Below are 14,708 nucleotides of genomic sequence, written 5' to 3'. Positions count from 1 at the left end.
AATGGTAGTAGGAGACTTTCCAATCGAAGTAGATACACTTGTCGTAGGTTCTGGACCGGGAGGATATGTCGCAGCAATCCGTGCGGCACAATTGGGCCAAAAAGTAATCGTTGTTGAAAAAGGCGATATTGGTGGCGTGTGCTTGAACGTAGGATGTATTCCTTCTAAAGCGCTAATTGCTGTTGGACATCGTTATGCCAATGCAAAAAATTCCGATTCAATGGGAATTACAGCAACAGAAGTGAAACTAGATTTCACTAAAGCGCAAGCGTTCAAAGATAGCGTAGTCAGCAAGTTGACTGGCGGAGTTGCAGGACTTCTTAAAGGCAACAAGGTTGATTATGTTCAAGGTGAAGCTTATTTCGTCGATAGCAACACAGTACGTGTGATGGACGAAAGTTCTGCGCAAACATATAAATTCAAAAATGCAATCATTGCAACGGGTTCACGTCCGATTGAAATCCCGACATTCAAATTTACGAAACGCGTTATCAATTCAACAGGTGCTTTGAGTCTTACAGAATTACCGGGTAAACTTGTCGTTATCGGTGGCGGTTATATCGGTACTGAGCTAGGATCTTCATATGCAAATCTTGGATCTGAAGTAACGATTATTGAAGGCGGCAATGACATTCTTGCAGGTTTTGAAAAACAAATGACACAAATCGTTAAAAAAGGCTTGAAGAAAAAAGGCGTCGAAGTTGTTGTTAAAGCGTCTGCAAAAGGCGTTGAAGAGACAGCTACTGGCGTTACAGTTACATACGAAGTAGGCGGAGAAGAGAAGAAAGTCGAAGCTGATTACGTACTTGTTACTGTAGGTCGTCGTCCAAATACGGATGAAATCGGATTAGAAGAGATGGGCATCAAGTTCCTTGAGCGTGGTCTTATCGAAGTCGACAAACAATGCCGTACAAGCATTCCAAATATCTATGCAATCGGTGATATCGTTCCAGGTCTTCAGCTTGCACACAAAGCTTCTTATGAAGCTAAAATTGCAGCAGAAGCAATTTCAGGCGAGAAGTCTGAAGTTGACTACTTGGCGATTCCTGCCGTTTGTTTCACTGATCCTGAACTTGCAGCTGTTGGCTTGAACGAGCAACAGGCAAAAGAAGAAGGTTATGAAACAGTAGTAGGGAAATTCCCGTTTGCAGCTAATGGACGTGCACTTGCACTTGATGCTTCTGAAGGTTTCGTCAAACTTGTATCACGTAAAGAAGACGGGCTTCTACTTGGAGCGCAAATTGTGGGTGAAAGTGCATCAGATATGATCGCTGAACTTGCTCTTGCAATCGAAGCAGGAATGACACTTGAAGATGTTGCAATGACAATTCATGCTCACCCAACATTGAGTGAAATTTCAATGGAAGCGGCTGAAGTCGCTTTGGGTAAACCAATTCATATGATTACGAAATAATTTTCTAGAGTCAGTGATTAAGACCGTCTATGAGGTAGCAAGATATCCTCGTAGATGGTTTTTTTAGTTTGAATCGGACTATGAAACAGGTATGTGGATCCGTGTGACCTAGCTTTTTCTGCCTTTTGTTTGCAGGTTTAGTAGATGGGGATGAAGAAGAGTGTCAGTGGAGTAACGGGGGAGGCATTCAAATGGAATGGAAAACAAAAATAACGGAACTGCTCGATATCAATTATCCAATCATTCAAGGGGGACTCGCTTACTTGGCTTATGCCCAACTTGCTGCTGCCGTCTCGGAAGCAGGTGGACTTGGACAAATTACGGCAATGAGTTTGGATTCAGCAGATGCACTGCGCGTTGAAATTAAAAAAGTAAAAACGCTGACTGATAAACCGTTCGGCGTGAACTTTGCGATTGGACAACATGGACGTCCATATGCCCATATGGTGGAAGCTGCTCTGGAGGAAGGCGTTACAGTAATGTCGGTAACGGGTGGGAATCCCGCGCCATTTTTTGCCCAACTTCAAAATACCAACGTTAAAAAGCTTGTGCTAGTTGCTGCAAAAAGGCAGGCTCAGAAAGCGGAATCACTCGGAGCTGATGCAGTTATGGTTGTTGGACAAGAAGGTGGGGGACATCTTGGGCGTGACGATATCGGAACGATGGTACTTGTTCCACAAGTTGTCGATGCTGTTTCAATCCCAGTTATTGCATCCGGTGGTATCGGGGATGGTCGCGGTTGGATGGCCGCTCAGGCATTAGGCGCCGAGGGGATTGAGATGGGAACAAGATTCATTGCGATGAGAGAGTGTATCCATGCATCTCAAGCTTATATCAATCTACTTCTTGCAAGTAGTGAAACCGATACGACTGTTATTAAAAGAACACTAGGAGCACCCGCTCGAGCATTAGCGGGAAGTTGGACGAAGAAAATAATTGACATGGAAGCTAAAAATGCTGATTATGAAGCGATGAAAGATTTAATCAGTGGCGAAGCTAATCGCCGTTTTATTCATGATGGAGATGCCAATAATGGTTATGGATGGGCGGGTCAGGTTGCTGGGCTTATTAACGATGTACCATCCGTTGCAGAATTAGTTGAGCGTATGGTGAATGAGGCGGAAACAATTCGTAAAAGATGGAACTAAAGAGAGTAAAGGGAGCGAATTAGCATGGATTATAATTATCCAATTAGGCATGATTGGTCGACCACAGAAATTATCGCAGTAGCGGCATTTTATGAGGCGGTTGAAAAAGCATATGAATCAGGAATTGCAGGAGAAAAACTGATGGAGGCATATCGGGGATTCAAAAAAGTGGTTCCTTCCACGGCGGAAGAAAAAACATTGTGCAAGGAATTTGAGGAAGCGAGCGGTTACGTCTGTTACCGTGTTGTTCAAATGGCGAAAGATACAAGTGGTGAAGAAATAATAAAAGGAATGCCCTCGCGTTAAGCGGGAGCATTCCTTTTATCTAAAGCTAAGAAGTATAAGGTTTTCACCTGGAACAGTATCTAGACTCCAGCGCCTAGCCCCACACGACGTGGGTCATGCAGTGGGGAGGGATTGAAACTGCATCCCTCCTTGTTGCGACAGGATGTCGCGATCCTAAGCTGCCTTCCCCTGTCGCATCAGGCCTTAAGTTAAAGGCAAAGAGCGCCTTTCTCTTAAGGCCTTCCAGCGCTTGTGGGTCTACCAAGGCGCTTACGCTTTTATTGTTTATTAATGACTACATCATAAACAGGTAGCAGTTGGTCAAAAGTCTCTTCTGCAAATGCCATGAATTCTTCGGTGGAAAGTTTAACGGCGTCTTCACTTGGTAAATGCCGACCGACAAGGAACTCCGCTTTTTTGACAGTTTGTAACCGCTCTAAAAGTTGTTCGAGTCCAACGTCCCCCGCTTGTTCGATAGTTGTAGCTTCGGGTTTCATATGATCACCAGAAACGATATAAGTACCAGGGAGGCAAGTTAAAACATCCAATTTGCTATCTAGACGATCGGCAATCCCTTTTTTATCTGAATTCTCATAAATTACCGCTAAAATAATGAATAAATGTGACCCCCATAAGCCAATCTGAAAGTGAGGCAATGCTTTGTAGCCCCGTTTAGCAGGTGCGAAGGCGACCCAACTGTCATTTGGTGGATTTACTGTCCGTCTTGCGTGTTTTGCGACATGTGGAAAAAACTCATCAGTCCCATGTGCTGAAAGGCGGTCCGCAAAATGCATACCTAGAGTTCCAAACTTGGGTTGGATTCGATTTTGCAATGCTTCCATCCGCTTTTCTAGCCCTTCAATTGAAAATACATCAAAATCATCTTTTTCCCAAAAAAGACCAACCATTTTCATTACCCCCAATTACATTTACACGTTTATCATAACAGAAAAAGGGGAACAATCTTTAGTAACAAGGCTTATAACTAGAGCGAACTCTGGTCGTAGCATATTTTAAGTATAACTAACGGAAAATTTGGACTATATACTGAAAAAGGGGTGTCAACTATGAAACAAGTCGTCCATGTTATTCGCAAAGCCGATGTAGAGAAAGAATATGTGAAGCTACTTAACCTAGAACTCGATTATGAACTTGCAACACTTTTCGATGCTGTGCAAGAAGATGATGCAAAGCAAAAAATGAAAAGCAAGCATAGGCTTATGGAAATTCACCGTGAGCTGGAGATACTTAATGGCTTCGCATGATTCTGATTGTCGGACCAGAAAAGGCATCCATACACATCCTTTAGAAACAGGGATAGTGTAATGGGATGCCTTTTTCGATATAGTGTACTATAGATAGTCGTTTGGAAGGGGTGGCTTTATGAAGTGGGGAATTATTGATCGTTATGCAAAGTCGTTGATAAAAGAAGCGGGTCATAAAATTCGCGTGTCTTTTTTCAATCAAATCGATATCGATACAAAATCGAGTGCGAATGACCTTGTGACAAATATTGATAAAGAAATCGAACAATTCTTCATCAGCAGGATTAAAAGAGATTTTCCTGACCATAAGATTCTCGGTGAAGAAGGATTTGGCGATGTCGTTCAGACGCTTGATGGGGTCGTTTGGATGCTTGACCCAATTGACGGAACGATGAATTTCATCCACCAAAAACGGAACTTTGCCATCTCTCTCGGAATATATGCAGAAGGCGTCGGTATGCTTGGTTATATTTATGATGTAATGCGCGATGATTTTTATCATGCTGCTAAAGATGAAGGGGCTTATTTCAATGATGAACGGCTACCGCAATTGGAGATTACACCACTAGAAGAAGCCGTTATTGGTATTAATGCCAGTTGGGTGGCTCCGAATCACTTCGTTGACAACGAAAAAATTATTGAACTGATTAGAACGTGTAGAGGGACAAGATCATATGGCTCGGCAGCGCTCGAGTTGGCGTATGTCTCTTCAGGTAGGCTGGATGCATACATGTCTATGAGGCTGTCGCCATGGGATGTTGCTGGGGGCATTGTTATTGCGCAGGAGGTCGGTGCAGTTGCAACAAACATGAAAGGGGATTTCCCGCACCTTCTTGGGCAGGATACATTTATAGTCGCGAGGCCTGGATTGCATCAAGATATTGTGACAAACTATATTGACCTAAAACAATAAAAAAAGGACGTTACAGGCATCGAATACTACGATTACCATGAAACGTCACATTTGAAAAGAATGTTATTAAAGTAGGCCTTGTTCTCTATATTTCTTTTTCGTTTTAAATCCGTTACCCATAATTAGAATCAATGCAACGATGGCTACAATCGCAATCGTGGGGCTGCTCATACCGACTGCAACGCCGATTGCACACATTGAAGCGATAGCGGCAATGGAGTAAAAAACGAAAATCCATTTGATGTTTTTCAAAAAAATACCTCCATCTACAATTAAATGTTTTCGAATTATCTTTACATGTGCTATAATAACACAGTTAATCAACCGAAAAAAGAATAATGGAGTGAAATCATGACTAAACTTAGAAGTGACTTACGTAACATAGCAATTATCGCCCACGTCGACCACGGAAAAACGACGCTTGTCGATCAACTTTTAAAACAATCGGGAATCTTCCGTTCTAACGAACAAGTAGATGATCGTGCAATGGACTCAAATGAAATTGAACGTGAACGCGGAATTACGATTCTTGCAAAGAATACAGCAATTGAATATAAAGATACAAAAATCAACATTTTGGATACACCAGGTCACGCAGATTTCGGCGGAGAAGTGGAACGTATCTTGAAAATGGTAGATGGTGTAATTCTTGTTGTCGACTCATACGAAGGGTGTATGCCACAAACGCGTTTCGTACTGAAAAAAGCGCTTGAGCAGAACTTGAAACCAATCGTTGTCGTTAATAAAATTGACCGTGAATTTGCACGCCCGGAAGAAGTAGTTGATGAAGTTCTTGAATTATTCATCGAACTTGATGCGAATGATGAACAACTTGAATTCCCAGTTATTTATGCATCAGGATTCAACGGTACTGCAAGCTTATCACCAGACGTTTCAACACAAGAAGAAACGTTGCGTGTACTATATGACGCAATTCTAGAACATATCCCTGCTCCAATCGATAATAGAGACGAGCCTTTACAGTTCCAAGTATCACTTCTTGATTACAGCGATTATGTTGGCCGTATCGGTATCGGACGGATTTTCCGTGGAACGATGCAAGTCGGACAGTCGGTTGCCGTTATAAAACGTGATGGTACTGTCAAAAACTATCGTGTTACGAAAATGTCTGGATTCCTTGGTTTGAAACGCGTTGATATCCAAGAAGCTTTCGCAGGAGATCTTGTTGCGGTATCTGGAATGGAGAACATTGACGTTAGTGAAACAATTTGTCCGGCAGATCATCTGGAAGCACTTCCAGAGTTATTCATTGACGAACCAACGTTACAAATGACATTCCTTGTAAACAATAGCCCGTTTGCAGGTAAAGAAGGTAAATGGGTAACGTCAAGAAAAATTGACGAACGCCTTCAATCACAATTGCAAACAGATGTATCTCTTCGTGTAGATCCAACTGATTCGCCTGATGCATGGACTGTTTCAGGACGCGGAGAGCTTCACCTTTCTATTCTTATTGAAAACATGCGCCGTGAAGGATTTGAATTGCAAGTTTCGAAACCAACAGTAATCGTGAAAGAAGTAGATGGTGTTCGTTGTGAGCCTATCGAACGTTTACAAATTGATATTCCTGAAGAGCATACAGGCTCTATTATCGAGTCGATTGGTGAGCGTAAAGGCGAAATGCTTGATATGATCAACAATGGTAATGGACAAGTTCGTCTAATATTCAATGTACCTGCACGTGGATTGATTGGTTATTCAACTGAATTCCTTACATTGACAAGAGGTTACGGAATTATGAACCATACGTTTGATTCTTACCAGCCAATGGCAAAAGGTAAAGTCGGCGGCCGCAGAAACGGTGTTCTTGTTTCAATGGAGAACGGTACAGCTACGCCTTACAGCATCATGCAGCTAGAAGACCGCGGTATTATGTTCGTTGGTGCTGGAACTGAAATCTATGCTGGGATGGTTGTTGGTGAAAATACGCGCGAAAGCGATTTGACAATCAACTTAACAAAAGCTAAACAAGCAACAAACGTACGTTCAGCTTCTAAAGACCAAACAGTTACAACTAAAAAACCACGTATTATGTCGCTTGAAGAAGCGTTACAATATCTGGGTGATGACGAGTATTGTGAAGTGACGCCAGTATCGATCAGACTTCGTAAGAAGATACTTGATAAAAACGAACGCGAACGTGTTCAGAAAAAGAAATAATCGCTGTTTAAACATAAGTGATCTTAGTAAAAGAAAGCATCTTGAGTGCCTTACCTCATACAGGGCTAGTCGACTGATAGGTCAGGTGCGGCTTTCTGAGGTCCTTTAACAGTGACGGGATTATTACTATTCCGACCTATAGAAAAGCTTTACAGAAGGGAATGTGTTGAATGAGTGCTAGTGTTGGCGATACAGAGTTCGTATTCGGAAAGATGTCGGGTATTGCACGCTTTATATACGAAGTGATGCCTTCCTATACGGCTGCCGGTTATGTACTTTTTGCCCTCGTCTTCCTCATGTCGGCAATTGTTTATAAACTGGGATTTGCTAGAAAACTGAGGCCTTTACAGACTTTGCTGATCTATGCCTTCTTGTTTATCGGCTGTCTAATTTTGACGTTTCTTGGCTTTTTCCTCCCGATCGTGGAGGCTCTCATCGTGGCGGCTCTTATTTTAATTATCTACCGAGTGCGCAGGATGAATGAGTATAAAGAGAAAAAAGAAGACTCCATCATCTGATGGAGTCTTCTTTTTTAGAATATAAGAAAGTCACGTCTGTTGATTAACTATCTATTTGTATCAAATACTGGTGAGTAGTGCTTGGGGAAATCCATTTTCATTGGATCGTTTCCGGTTCGCTTTCGGCTGAATAATCACGACACCTTTACCGAGGGACCCTAGTGTGGCTAGAAGTGAATCCGTCACTTCTAGCCACACTTTTTTCAGTAATTCTGTTGCGAATAGTTGCCTGTCGCGTTCCTACAAAGTTCAAGTGAAAAATGTAGCTGCTTTGAAAGAAAAGAATAGATGACTTTCTATATAGAGTGTAGGTGCCCGAAGATACAATTTCGGGCACTCTTGCCCGTCGTACAATGCGTTCCTTACTTACTTTTAGCAAAGATTATTCATGTAATCATGTGATGCCTTATAGAAAGTGACACTTCTTTAAAATAAAAAAGAAAGAACCATAGAGAAAGCATCAGCCGCCAAAATTGTATCTTTGGCGGCCTTTATCCAGATAAGAAGCTAGCTATTCTTTTGTCCCAAAAAGCTTCAGCACTACGTGTACTTATGCATTTGGAGCGCGACGGATGAAGGACACTCATACGATTACCGAAAAAATGTGTAGGGATGCGACGAAGTCGCATCCCTACACATTAAGATATCTCGGTACTGGTATAGGAGTTGTTCAATCCAAAGCAACTGTACTCGGGACGCCTAGTATTTGACTAAGTTATTTTGTGGTTAACTTTGGTTAATCAACACATGTGTAAGAATGTATAAGTTTTCGACACGGAACAGTGTCTAGGCTTCAGGCGCCTTACGCTTTTCTCAGAAATCTTTTTCGATTGACTGGGAACTTCGGTAGAAAATGAAATTCCCAGTCGCGATTCGTGCAATCGTTTTTTCGGCAATCCGATTATTACATTCCTGACACATATACGTATGGATAGGGCGATTCCGGAGTGTTTTTGCTAGTGGCAAATCGTCTGGAAGTTGCCCGACGTTGTCACAGATGACACATTTTACACGCATTGGAAATCCTCCTTCAGTCAACTCGGATCGCAATGACGTTGCGAATCGGATTATCATTGTTCGAACCGTCTTTGAAGACAACATGCACGGGCCCGCCCTCAAGTAGCGGCTTACCCTCGTCGCTGAATTTGAAAATGATATCATCGACTTTCGTAAGTGGGAATGAGTGACTTTCGCCGTCTGATGTTTCAAATGCTAATGTTCGTGCATTTTCGGCAGGCTCCGCGATTTTTAAAAAGTGACGCAATTGGATGCCGTATGTTCCAGTAAGGACTTTTCGTTTTTCAAACTTTTTTTCTGTTTCCAGGGTAGGCGGGAACGTTGCGCCTTCCATTATTTCACGGGACCAATGTTTCCCCATAGCTCTTTTATATTCTTCTAGTTCATCTTTTTCGATGTGACTTTCTGTAAAGTACGTTTTCAAATCAACGCGACGATCATCGAAAATCCACACGGTCGGGTCAAGTGTGATGACATGACGTACATTTCCTTTAATCGGAATTATTGATTCCAAATGAATATCCCCCTACTTGAATTAAATTATCTTTTGTTTCTAGTATAACGCTTTGATGTCTCAAGGAAAAGCTTTTGCTTTTCGATGGCTTAGGAAACTAGAGAATTTTGTCCTATAGATAAGTTGTAACATAAAGATAATACTACCTAACATCAGTCCATAGCGACTCTGGCAATAAGAAGGGCTGAAGAGGCGGCATTTTTTGTTTGAGAAGGATATAGGTTATGTACTGTTGCTACAGGGAGTGGCGCATTTAGGCTTCGTTCATCTGTTACAAGCACTTGTATTTTTGTTTTGTAAAACGCCAAAGGGAAAACGCTTGCTTTTTCCTGTTCTGAAAGATACAATTTATTGATAATAACCATTAAGAAATAAAAGTTTGATGGGGGCGTCCTCATGGATATAGAATTGCAGGAAACGAATAAGGAAACGTATCAGGAAAAGGCATTGAAGCAACTTCAAGCTGATGCTGATAAGATTGGTCAACTTATAAAAGTACAGATGGACCATTTGACGATGCCGCAGTGCCCACTCTATGAAGAAGTGTTGGATACACAAATGTATGGCTTGTCTCGTGAAATTGACTTTGCTGTAAAGCTAGGTTTGATTGACCGTCCGAAAGGCAATGAAATTCTTTCTTTACTTGAGAAAGAAATGACAGTGTTGCATGAAGTATATACGAGAAAATAAGCCGAAAACTCAAACTGACATAATGGTTTGAGTTTTTTGTTTAATGAAAAAGAGGTAACCCTATGAAAACATATACTAAAAAGCTATTCCGCTATTTTGATTTCCCACTGTTTTTTGTTTACCTGTTACTTTGTCTGTTCGGACTTGTCATGATATACAGTTCAAGTATGGTTGTAGCGGTAGGTAGGTATGATCTTCCGGCAGATTCTTTTTATCAAAAACAGTTGTTAAATTTAAAACTTGCCATTCCCGCTTTCTTTTTGGCGGCTTTTTTTCCGTACAAGAATTATAAACGGAAAAAATTGATGATTTTTGCTGTAATAGGTATGCTATTTCTGTTGTTTCTGGTCCATTTCGTTGGTACAGGTGATCATGTTGGAGCCACTAGTTGGATAAAAACGCCTTTTGGTAATCTACAACCCTCAGAAGTTGCGAAATTGGTCTTAATTGTCTATTTTTCAGGAGTTTTTGCAAAAAAATATGAGTCTGGCACAATCGATAATATTAACCAGTCAATATTACCGCCCGTGGTCATTTTAGTATTAGCAGTGGGTTCTATTATGCTCGAGACTGATATCGGAGGCTCGTTCATTATAATCATCACAGCACTTTCGGTCCTAGCAGCAAGCGGTATTAAAAAAAGAACCTTTATGAAAATTAGCGGGATAATTTCTGTGGGTCTTGTCTTTGCTGCGCTTGTCCTTTATTTCAAATGGGAATCGATTATGACCCCAGGTAGGGCTGGCCGTATACTATCATTCCTGAACCCATTCGATTATATCCAAGGGTCTGGCTATCAGATTGCGAACGGCTATATTGCCATTGGTTCTGGAGGTTTGCAAGGGAGAGGTCTTGGTAACTCTATTCAAAAAATGGGCTACTTACCAGAGCCGCAAACAGATGTCATTATGGCGGTGATTTCAGAAGAATTAGGCCTTCTTGGTGCTATTATCGTAATAGGGGGACTCGGTTTCATCGTCTTAAGGGCTTTATCTATTGCGCTTCAGGCAAAAGATCCCCATGCGCGCATGCTTGCGGCGGGAATTGGAAGTATGATAGGAATTCAAACATTCGTTAATTTGGGTGGCCTGACGGGGTTGATACCGCTTACAGGAGTTACTTTGCCGTTTATTAGCTATGGCGGTACATCTGTTATTCTGTTATCTTTAGCTTTAGGAATATTAACGAATGTCTCAATGTTCGTAAAATATGAAAAAAACAATTAGAAAAGGAAGTGCCTTGTGATGGAACAGATTAAGAAAATTCTTGTAGCCAACCGTGGAGAAATAGCAATACGAGTTTTTCGCGCTTGTACCGAATTGAATATACCGACGGTGGGGATTTATTCAGCGGAAGATAGTGGGTCATTCCATCGTTACAAGGCAGATGAGTCTTATCTAGTCGGAGAAGGTAAGAAGCCGATTGATGCTTATCTCGATATCGAAGGGATTATCGCGATAGCGAAAGATTGTGGGGCGAACGCGATCCATCCTGGTTATGGATTTCTTGCTGAAAACACAGAATTTGCAAGGCGTTTAGAAGAAGAAGGAATTATTTTCATCGGCCCAAGTTCAAAGCAACTGGATATGTTTGGGGATAAAGTAAAAGCACGTGAGCAGGCTGTTAAAGCGGGAATTCCAGTGATTCCAGGTAGTGACGGTCCGGTTTCTACAGTCGGAGAAGTCGCAATGTTTGGCGAATCGAATGGTTATCCTGTCATCATTAAAGCATCTCTTGGTGGTGGAGGACGCGGAATGAGGATTGTGAATTCTGCGGAAGAAGTCAACGAGGCTTTTGAACGTGCGCGGTCAGAAGCGAAATCTGCATTCGGATCTGATGAAGTGTATGTCGAGAAATACATCGATAAACCAAAACATATCGAGGTACAAATACTTGGAGATACATATGGCAATGTCATTCATCTATTCGAGCGGGATTGCTCAATTCAGCGTCGCCATCAGAAAGTCGTCGAAATAGCACCCTCGATTTCACTTGAAGACGGATTACGGGAAGCAATTTGCGATGCGGCAGTAAAGGTGATGCGAAATGTTAATTATAAAAATGCGGGAACCGTAGAATTTCTCGTATCGGATGGCCGATTTTATTTCATCGAGGTAAATCCACGTATTCAAGTTGAGCATACAATTACTGAAATGGTGACGGGTATCGATATCGTCCACGCGCAAATTCATATTGCAGACGGGAAAAACCTTCACGCTACTGAAACAGGCATACCAACACAAGACAAGATTCCGTTATTCGGATATGCAATCCAATCCCGTGTGACAACGGAGGATCCATTGAATGATTTCATGCCGGATACTGGTAAATTATCGGTTTACCGATCGGGTGGAGGATTCGGTGTTCGTCTTGACGCGGGGAACGGTTTCCAAGGGGCTATCATCACGCCGTACTATGATTCATTACTTGTTAAAGTATCTACATGGGGTATGACTTTCCGTGAAGCTGCTTCCAAAATGGACAGGAATTTACAGGAATTCCGGATTCGTGGCATCAAAACAAATATCCCGTTTCTTGAGAATGTTGTGAAGCACAAAAACTTCTTAACAGGTAACTATAATACGAGTTTTATTGATTCAACACCTGAATTATTCCTGTTCCCGAACCGCAAAGACCGTGGGACGAAAATGTTGAATTATATTGGTAATGTGACTGTTAATGGATTCCCGGGAATCGGTAAACAATCTAAGCCGGTTCTACATCCTGTAAGAAAACCGATAATTGACCTTCTTACACCGCCAAAACCGGGTACAAAACAAATTTTGGATGAACGTGGTGCTGAAGGGCTTATCAAATGGATTAAAGAGCAAGACGATGTACTTTTGACAGATACAACATTCCGCGATGCACATCAATCATTGTTGGCTACACGGGTGCGTACTTCCGATATGACGTCAATTGCGGCTGAATCGGCAAGACTGATGCCTGACCTGTTTTCTTATGAAATGTGGGGCGGAGCAACATTCGATGTTGCTTATAGGTTCCTGAAAGAAGATCCTTGGGACAGGCTGTTAAAACTGCGAGAACAAATTCCAAATGTACTTTTCCAAATGCTATTCCGCGGCGCAAATGCCGTAGGTTATACAAATTATCCTGACAATGTCATCCGTGAGTTTGTTAAAAAGTCAGCGGATGCTGGGATTGATGTCTTCCGTATTTTCGACAGCTTGAACTGGATTAAAGGCATGGAAGTTGCAATTGATGCAACACGGGATGCGGGGAAAGTTGCCGAAGCGGCAATTTGTTATACAGGAGATATTCTTGACGATTCCCGAGCGAAATATACGGTTAATTATTATAAAGAGATGGCAAAAGATCTTGAATCAGCTGGAGCCCACATCCTTGCTATCAAAGATATGGCAGGTCTTTTAAAACCGGAGGCGGCTTATCGACTAGTTTCTGAATTGAAAGCAACAGTGGACATTCCAATTCACCTACATTCGCATGATACGAGTGGAAACGGTATCTATATGTATGCCAAAGCGATTGAGGCTGGCGTAGACATCGTTGACACGGCTTTAGGATCAATGGCAGGTCTAACTTCACAACCGTCGGCAAGTTCGCTACACTACGCGCTGCAAGGCGGTAAACGCAATGTACGTGCAAACGTGAAATCACTTGAAGACTTATCGTACTACTGGGAAGATGTTCGGAAGTATTATCAGCACTTTGAAAGTGGCATGATGAGTCCGCATTCGGAAATCTATGTACATGAAATGCCTGGTGGCCAGTATTCAAACTTACAGCAACAAGCGAAAGCGGTAGGTCTAGGTGAGCGCTGGGAAGAAGTGAAGAGCATGTATTCTCGCGTTAATCTGTTATTCGGAGATGTTGTGAAAGTGACACCTTCATCGAAGGTTGTTGGCGATATGGCCTTGTTTATGGTACAGAACGAACTTGACGAAAAGTCAGTCCTTGTACGCGGAAAGTCCATCGACTTCCCGGAATCAGTTATTGAGTTTTTCGAAGGATATATCGGCCAACCATATGGTGGATTCCCAGAAGAACTTCAAAAAATCATTTTAAAAGAACGCCAAGCGATTACTGTACGTCCTGGAGAACTATTGGAGGATGTCAATTTTGAAAAGCTACGGGATGAATTGAATGTGAAATTGGAACGTCCAGTTACTAGCCATGAAGTACTTTCTTATGCCCTTTATCCGAAAGTTTTCGAAGAATATTCGCAAACGAATAAGCAGTTCGGTGATGTATCTGTTATTGATACACCTGAATTCCTATATGGGATGCGTCTCGGCGAGGAAATCGAAGTAGAGATTGAAAAAGGGAAAACGTTGATTGTTAAGCTAGTGTCGATTAGCGAACCGCAATCGGATGCAACAAGAGTCATCTATTTCGAATTGAACGGACAGCCGCGTGAAGTGATTATTGAAGATATGAGTGTAGAGTCCGTCGCAGTTAGGAAACAAAAAGCGGATACCTCAAATGCTGCGCATATTGCTGCTACTATGCCGGGAACTGTTTTGAAAGTTGCAGTCTCAAAGGGAGCGAAAGTGAAAAGAGGAGAACATTTGCTCATCACAGAAGCTATGAAAATGGAGACAACGATACAAGCACCTTTCGATGGTATAGTAAAAGAAATATATGTGGTTGCAGGAGAATCGATAGCTACAGGTGATTTGCTCGTTGAACTGGAGCACTAACATAAAAACAAGAGCACTCGAATTATATTCGGGTGCTCTTGTTATTTTTGTTAATAAGTTGGGTAGACAAGTAGTAAGGAC

Annotated in this window: 15 protein-coding genes; 11 read left to right on the top strand and 4 right to left on the bottom strand. The window is 41.9% G+C overall.

Going from position 1 to position 14,708, the window contains the following annotated elements; translation table 11 throughout:
- The first annotated feature begins 1 nt into the window (after position 1).
- From lpdA to MKX62_RS01215, 3 genes are all read left to right on the top strand, one after another.
- A complete protein-coding gene (lpdA, locus tag MKX62_RS01225) occupies positions 2 to 1,414 on the top strand; it encodes a dihydrolipoyl dehydrogenase (RefSeq protein WP_067211592.1) in 1,413 nt (470 codons plus the stop codon).
- 191 nt (positions 1,415 to 1,605) lie between these two features.
- Positions 1,606 to 2,562 carry an NAD(P)H-dependent flavin oxidoreductase gene (locus MKX62_RS01220; protein WP_340740456.1) on the top strand — a complete coding sequence of 319 codons (957 nt, stop codon included), beginning with the start codon at positions 1,606 to 1,608 and terminating at the stop codon, positions 2,560 to 2,562.
- 24 nt (positions 2,563 to 2,586) lie between these two features.
- Entirely contained in the window at positions 2,587 to 2,868 is a 282-nt protein-coding gene (locus tag MKX62_RS01215) for a UPF0223 family protein (RefSeq protein ID WP_340740455.1), read from the top strand.
- Between the two features lie 257 nt (positions 2,869 to 3,125).
- Here the strand turns inward: MKX62_RS01215 and MKX62_RS01210 are convergent, their stop codons facing one another.
- Complete coding sequence (locus MKX62_RS01210) at positions 3,126 to 3,755, bottom strand: YktB family protein (protein ID WP_340740454.1); 630 nt, start codon at positions 3,753 to 3,755, stop codon at positions 3,126 to 3,128.
- A 159-nt stretch (positions 3,756 to 3,914) separates the two neighbouring features.
- Here MKX62_RS01210 and MKX62_RS01205 point away from each other — a divergent pair, with 159 nt between their 5' ends.
- Together MKX62_RS01205 and MKX62_RS01200 are read left to right on the top strand one after the other, a co-directional pair.
- The gene (locus MKX62_RS01205) at positions 3,915 to 4,112 is read left to right on the top strand and encodes a hypothetical protein (RefSeq protein WP_067211583.1); all 198 of its coding nucleotides are present in this window, start codon (positions 3,915 to 3,917) and stop codon (positions 4,110 to 4,112) included.
- A 118-nt stretch (positions 4,113 to 4,230) separates the two neighbouring features.
- The gene (locus MKX62_RS01200; protein WP_067211581.1) at positions 4,231 to 5,025 is read left to right on the top strand and encodes an inositol monophosphatase family protein; all 795 of its coding nucleotides are present in this window, start codon (positions 4,231 to 4,233) and stop codon (positions 5,023 to 5,025) included.
- A 66-nt stretch (positions 5,026 to 5,091) separates the two neighbouring features.
- Here the strand turns inward: MKX62_RS01200 and MKX62_RS01195 are convergent, their stop codons facing one another.
- The gene (locus MKX62_RS01195; protein ID WP_067211578.1) at positions 5,092 to 5,277 is read right to left on the bottom strand and encodes a YlaF family protein; all 186 of its coding nucleotides are present in this window, start codon (positions 5,275 to 5,277) and stop codon (positions 5,092 to 5,094) included.
- A 99-nt stretch (positions 5,278 to 5,376) separates the two neighbouring features.
- Between MKX62_RS01195 and typA the strand changes: the two genes are divergently transcribed.
- The 3 genes from typA (at position 5,377) to MKX62_RS01180 (ending at position 8,434) form a co-directional block, all read left to right on the top strand.
- Entirely contained in the window at positions 5,377 to 7,206 is a 1,830-nt protein-coding gene (typA, locus tag MKX62_RS01190; protein ID WP_067211576.1) for a translational GTPase TypA, read from the top strand.
- Positions 7,207 to 7,376: 170 nt separating this feature from the next.
- Positions 7,377 to 7,724 carry a YlaH-like family protein gene (locus MKX62_RS01185; RefSeq protein WP_067211573.1) on the top strand — a complete coding sequence of 116 codons (348 nt, stop codon included), beginning with the start codon at positions 7,377 to 7,379 and terminating at the stop codon, positions 7,722 to 7,724.
- Between the two features lie 572 nt (positions 7,725 to 8,296).
- Entirely contained in the window at positions 8,297 to 8,434 is a 138-nt protein-coding gene (locus MKX62_RS01180) for a hypothetical protein (RefSeq protein ID WP_156476076.1), read from the top strand.
- A 103-nt stretch (positions 8,435 to 8,537) separates the two neighbouring features.
- Here the strand turns inward: MKX62_RS01180 and MKX62_RS01175 are convergent, their stop codons facing one another.
- Entirely contained in the window at positions 8,538 to 8,741 is a 204-nt protein-coding gene (locus MKX62_RS01175; protein WP_067211571.1) for a YlaI family protein, read from the bottom strand.
- A 13-nt stretch (positions 8,742 to 8,754) separates the two neighbouring features.
- On the bottom strand, positions 8,755 to 9,255 hold the full coding sequence (locus tag MKX62_RS01170; protein WP_187045465.1) for a peptidyl-prolyl cis-trans isomerase: 501 nt from the start codon (positions 9,253 to 9,255) through the stop codon (positions 8,755 to 8,757).
- A 396-nt stretch (positions 9,256 to 9,651) separates the two neighbouring features.
- Here MKX62_RS01170 and MKX62_RS01165 point away from each other — a divergent pair, with 396 nt between their 5' ends.
- The 3 genes from MKX62_RS01165 to pyc all read left to right on the top strand — a co-directional run bounded on the left by MKX62_RS01165 (position 9,652) and on the right by pyc (position 14,627).
- Positions 9,652 to 9,945, top strand: coding sequence for a YlaN family protein (locus tag MKX62_RS01165; RefSeq protein WP_067211564.1), 294 nt, complete (start codon positions 9,652 to 9,654; stop codon positions 9,943 to 9,945).
- Between the two features lie 62 nt (positions 9,946 to 10,007).
- Positions 10,008 to 11,171, top strand: coding sequence for an FtsW/RodA/SpoVE family cell cycle protein (locus MKX62_RS01160; RefSeq protein ID WP_067211561.1), 1,164 nt, complete (start codon positions 10,008 to 10,010; stop codon positions 11,169 to 11,171).
- Between the two features lie 18 nt (positions 11,172 to 11,189).
- Positions 11,190 to 14,627 (top strand): pyruvate carboxylase, encoded by a 3,438-nt coding sequence (gene pyc / locus MKX62_RS01155; protein WP_340740453.1) that lies wholly within the window; start codon positions 11,190 to 11,192, stop codon positions 14,625 to 14,627.
- Positions 14,628 to 14,708 lie beyond the last annotated feature (81 nt).

The sequence above is a fragment of the Sporosarcina sp. FSL K6-5500 genome, from assembly GCF_038005665.1.
GTDB classification, from domain to species: Bacteria; Bacillota; Bacilli; order Bacillales_A; family Planococcaceae; genus Sporosarcina; species Sporosarcina psychrophila.
The sequence above is the reverse complement of the archived record's forward strand: the minus strand, read 5'-3'. Positions and strand labels throughout refer to the sequence as shown.

Coding starts and splice junctions, on each gene's coding strand:
- MKX62_RS01200 (WP_067211581.1), top strand. CDS start 4,231: ATGAAGTGGGGAATTATTGATCGTTATGCAAAGTCGTTGATAAAAGAA.
- pyc (WP_340740453.1), top strand. CDS start 11,190: ATGGAACAGATTAAGAAAATTCTTGTAGCCAACCGTGGAGAAATAGCA.
- MKX62_RS01165 (WP_067211564.1), top strand. CDS start 9,652: ATGGATATAGAATTGCAGGAAACGAATAAGGAAACGTATCAGGAAAAG.
- MKX62_RS01180 (WP_156476076.1), top strand. CDS start 8,297: ATGAAGGACACTCATACGATTACCGAAAAAATGTGTAGGGATGCGACG.
- typA (WP_067211576.1), top strand. CDS start 5,377: ATGACTAAACTTAGAAGTGACTTACGTAACATAGCAATTATCGCCCAC.
- lpdA (WP_067211592.1), top strand. CDS start 2: ATGGTAGTAGGAGACTTTCCAATCGAAGTAGATACACTTGTCGTAGGT.
- MKX62_RS01220 (WP_340740456.1), top strand. CDS start 1,606: ATGGAATGGAAAACAAAAATAACGGAACTGCTCGATATCAATTATCCA.
- MKX62_RS01185 (WP_067211573.1), top strand. CDS start 7,377: ATGAGTGCTAGTGTTGGCGATACAGAGTTCGTATTCGGAAAGATGTCG.
- MKX62_RS01175 (WP_067211571.1), bottom strand. CDS start 8,741: ATGCGTGTAAAATGTGTCATCTGTGACAACGTCGGGCAACTTCCAGAC.
- MKX62_RS01205 (WP_067211583.1), top strand. CDS start 3,915: ATGAAACAAGTCGTCCATGTTATTCGCAAAGCCGATGTAGAGAAAGAA.
- MKX62_RS01160 (WP_067211561.1), top strand. CDS start 10,008: ATGAAAACATATACTAAAAAGCTATTCCGCTATTTTGATTTCCCACTG.
- MKX62_RS01215 (WP_340740455.1), top strand. CDS start 2,587: ATGGATTATAATTATCCAATTAGGCATGATTGGTCGACCACAGAAATT.
- MKX62_RS01210 (WP_340740454.1), bottom strand. CDS start 3,755: ATGGTTGGTCTTTTTTGGGAAAAAGATGATTTTGATGTATTTTCAATT.